Raw genomic sequence first — 3,947 nt, 5'->3', positions numbered from 1 at the left:
GCGGGACCGACCTGTTGTGCAAGGTCGCGACCCAGTCCGAGGCCCGCGAATATTCCATGGCCTTCGTGCAGTTCTACCGTGAGGACGCCTGGTATCTGGAGCGCACCGCGCCGTGGATCGAGCGTGTGGGCCTTGAGGTGATCAAGGCCAAGATGTTCGATGAGGACGCCCGAAAGGCCCTGATGGCGCGCTTTCTGGAGTCACAGGCCGTGTTTCAGGTCGATCCGTGGGCGGAACACGCCCCGAAATCCGAACCGGCCAGGGTGTTTTCACCGCTGGCGGACCTGCGCAGCGAAAAGAAGGAGATGGCGCGATGAGCGGCGATCTGGCTTTGCAAACCCCGCCTTTGACGTGGCTGGATGTCGGGGCGGCGGCGGATGTGCCCTATCAGGGGGCCCGGCGGGTCGAGACGGACAAGGGGGCCATTGCCGTCTTTCGTACCGTGGATAATGACTATTACGCCGTGATGGACAAATGCCCGCACAAGGGCGGTCCTTTGTCCGAAGGCATCGTGCACGGCCGTCATATCGCCTGTCCGCTGCACAACTGGTCGTTCAGCCTCGAAACGGGTGAAGCCGTCGGAGCCGATGCGGGGAAGGGCTGTACGCCCACCGTGCCGCTGAAGATCGAAAACGCCCGGATTTTTCTGGGACTGCCTTAAACCCCTTTCCCCGCGAGCGGGGAGGCACAAAAAGAACGCTCATCTTGATACTCCCCCAGCTTGCTGGGGGAGGTGGCGCGCAGCGCCGGAGGGGGGCTCTTTAGAAACGTTCCTTATGACCACCACCCAATCTACCACCTGTCCCTACTGCGGCGTCGGTTGCGGCGTTGAAGCGACGCTGGATGGCCGTCAGATGACCGTCCGGGGCGATGTGGCGCATCCGGCCAATCAGGGGCGGCTCTGTTCCAAGGGCACGGCGCTGGGCAACACCTTCGGGCTGGAGGGGCGTCTGCTCAGCCCGCGCCGTCGTACACCACAGGGCTTTGTCGAGACGACGTGGGAGGCGGCGCTTACCGAGGTGGCCGGGCGCTTCCGCGACATCATCGCCGAACACGGCCCGGATGCCGTGGCTTTTTATGTCTCTGGTCAGTTGCTGACCGAGGACTATTACGCGGTCAACAAGCTGGCCAAGGGCTATATCGGTACGGCCAATATCGACACCAATTCGCGCCTGTGCATGAGTTCGGCGGTGGCCGCCCACAAGCTGGCCTTCGGGGCCGATCTGGTGCCGGGGGTCTATGACGATCTGAGCGAAGCCGACCTGCTGATCTTCAGCGGTCACAATGCGGCCTGGACGCACCCTGTTCTTTATCGCCGCATCGAAGCGCGTCAGGATCAGTTTCGCGTCTGCATTGACCCGCGCCGCACCGATACGGCGAAGGCGGCCAATCTGCATTTGATGATCCGCCCGCAGACGGATGTGCGCCTGTGGAACGGCCTGTGCGCGCATCTGATCGCGCGCGATGCGCTTGATCATGACTTTGTGGATCAGCACACGCAGGGCTTTTCGCGCCTAATGGCCGCGCTTGCCGCCGACGACCAGAGCATAGAGGCCGTGGCCGCGGATTGCGGTGTCTCGCCGGTCGATCTGAAGACATTTTATGATGCCTTTTTGCACACGGATAAGGTGGTGAGCCTGTTTTCCATGGGCTCCAACCAGTCGTCGCAGGGCGTGCACAAGGGGCTCAGCCTGATCAATGCCCACCTTCTGTCGGGCAAGATCGGCAAGCCGGGGGCCGCGCCGTTTTCGATTACGGGTCAGCCCAATGCTATGGGCGGACGCGAAGTGGGCGGGCTGGCCAATATGCTGGCCGCGCATATGGATTTTGATGACGCGTCGAAGGCTTTGGTGCAACGCTACTGGGGCTCACCGACCCTTGCGCCCAAACCCGGCCTGAAAGCCGTCGATATGTTTGAGGCCGTGCGCACGGGCAAAATCAAGGCCATCTGGATCATGGCCACCAACCCCATGGTGTCGATGCCCGACGCCAACCGCATCCACGAAGCCCTGTCAAAGTGCGAACTGGTGGTCGTGTCGGACGTTATGGCGCGCACCGATACGATGGACATGGCGCATATCCAGCTCCCGGCAGCCGCCTGGGGCGAAAAGGACGGCACGGTGACCAACTCCGAGCGCGTCATCTCACGGCAACGCAATCTGACCGAAATGCCGGGGCAGGTGCGTCCGGACTGGGCCATCATTGCCGAGGTCGCACGGCGGATGAACCCGGACTGGGCACAGGCCTTTGACTGGGCCGGGCCGGATGAGGTGTTTGCCGAGCACGCCGGGCTGACGGCGTTTGAAAATAACGGGCAGCGTTTTCTCGATCTGGGCGGGCTCTGTGGCCTGTCAAAGGCGCAGTACGACGCGCTGATGCCGGTGCGCTGGCCGTTTCCGGCCGATGGCCTGCCGGCGACGCGCCTGTTTAGCGATGGGCGCTTCAACACGCCGAACGGCCGGGCGCGGCTGGTGCCGCCGGTGGTGCGCGGCCCGGCGCATCAGCCGACGCCTGACTTGCCGTTCAGTTTCAATTCGTGCCGCGTGCGTGACCACTGGCATACGATGACGCGCACGGCGCTGGCCCCGGAACTGAACCGCCATATCACCGAGCCGACGCTGGACATCCACCCGAAAGACGCACGGCATCTGGGGATACGCGACGGACGGCTGGCGGTCGTCACGACGGCGCAGGGCGAGGCCATCTATAAGGCGCGGGTGACGGATGATGTGCGCGTCGGCAATCTGCACGCGCCGATGCACTGGACACAGCAGTTTGCGCCCTTTGGTCGCTCAAACCCGCTGATCAATCCGGCGGTCGATCCCTTATCCGGGCAGCCGGAGTTCAAACACACCCCGGCACAGGTCCGCGCCTTCGGGGAGGTCTGGCATGGCTTTCTGATGGTGCCACGCGATTTCGACGGCGCGCCGCCGATATTCGCGCCAGATACGGTCTGGCGTCGCACCGCCTATGCTCATGCGGATGGCTATGAGATAACGGGTACGGGTACACCGGACAGCGCGGACTTTGAAGCCACGGCGACGCTTGAGGACCCGGCCACCGGCATCCGGCGTCAGGTGCGCATCGAAAACGGCCGCCTGACGCGGGTGTTGTTCATAGCGCCCATCCATAAGAAGCTGCCGCCGCGCGACTGGCTGCTTGATTGTTTCGGAGAGACGGCACTGAGCGCGCCACAGCGTGCGGCGCTGCTGATCGGCCGGATGCCGGGCGCGTCGGACAAGGGCCGCATTATCTGCGCCTGCAACAGCGTGGGCGAAAACGCGATCATGGCCTGCATAGACGATGGCGCGGCGACGGTCGAAGCGATCGGCGACGCGACGCGTGCCGGCACGGCCTGCGGCTCCTGCAAGGGCGAACTGAAACAATGTCTGCTGCGCCAAGGTGAGCAGCATAAAAAGGAGAAGGTGCAGGCCTGATACCAAGTGTCAGAGTCAGGCCCGAACGCAAAAACGCCGCCCGATTTTTGCGGGCGGCGTTTCTTTGCGCGACACTTGTCTCAGGCCGGTTCGGCCAGCGGGACGGGCGCGTGATCGTGAGCTTCGAGGAAGCTGACGATGCGACGGCGGCATTCGACAAACTGCGCATCCTGCATGACGACCTTACGATCGCGCGGCCGGGGCGTCTTCACGTCCACGATCTCCCCGATGCGGGCCTTCGGGCCATTGGTCATCATCACCACGCGATCCGCCAGCAGCACCGCCTCATCGACATCGTGCGTGATCATCAGCACAGTCGAGCGGATGCGTTCGTGCAGGTCCATCACCGTATCCTGAAGATGGGCACGGGTGAGGGCATCGAGCGCGCCAAAGGGCTCATCCAGCAGCAACACCTTGGGTTCCATGGCCAGGGCGCGGGCAATGCCGACGCGCTGTTTCATGCCGCCTGAGATTGCGCCGGGACGGTTATCCTTGGCGTGGGTCATCTTG

General features: G+C 63.5%; 3 protein-coding genes and 1 pseudogene. 3 read left to right on the top strand and 1 reads right to left on the bottom strand.

The window, feature by feature from the left end; genetic code table 11:
- The 3 genes and pseudogenes from Q0072_RS06645 to Q0072_RS06635 all read left to right on the top strand — a co-directional run.
- Positions 1–317 (top strand): annotated as a pseudogene (locus Q0072_RS06645) (nitrite reductase large subunit); the annotation flags it as partial.
- Positions 314–661, top strand: a complete 348-nt coding sequence (gene nirD, locus Q0072_RS06640; protein WP_298327478.1) for a nitrite reductase small subunit NirD — start codon at positions 314–316, stop codon at positions 659–661. The pseudogene Q0072_RS06645 and the gene nirD, both read left to right, overlap by 4 nt.
- 115 nt (positions 662–776) lie before the next feature.
- Positions 777–3,437, top strand: a complete 2,661-nt coding sequence (locus Q0072_RS06635; protein WP_298327476.1) for a nitrate reductase — start codon at positions 777–779, stop codon at positions 3,435–3,437.
- Positions 3,438–3,517: 80 nt separating this feature from the next.
- Here the strand turns inward: Q0072_RS06635 and Q0072_RS06630 are convergent.
- The coding region (locus Q0072_RS06630) for an ATP-binding cassette domain-containing protein (protein WP_298327473.1) at positions 3,518–3,947 on the bottom strand (430 nt) is incomplete at its 5' end.

Source organism: Asticcacaulis sp., assembly GCF_027484505.1.
Lineage (GTDB): Bacteria > Pseudomonadota > Alphaproteobacteria > Caulobacterales > Caulobacteraceae > Asticcacaulis.
Note: the sequence above shows the minus strand (reverse complement) of the source record. Positions and strands in the feature narration are given on the sequence as shown.

What these genes read in the sequence shown, in the direction of transcription:
- nirD (WP_298327478.1), top strand. Translation starts at nt 314, where the DNA reads ATGAGCGGCGATCTGGCTTTGCAAACCCCGCCTTTGACGTGGCTGGAT.
- Q0072_RS06635 (WP_298327476.1), top strand. Translation starts at nt 777, where the DNA reads ATGACCACCACCCAATCTACCACCTGTCCCTACTGCGGCGTCGGTTGC.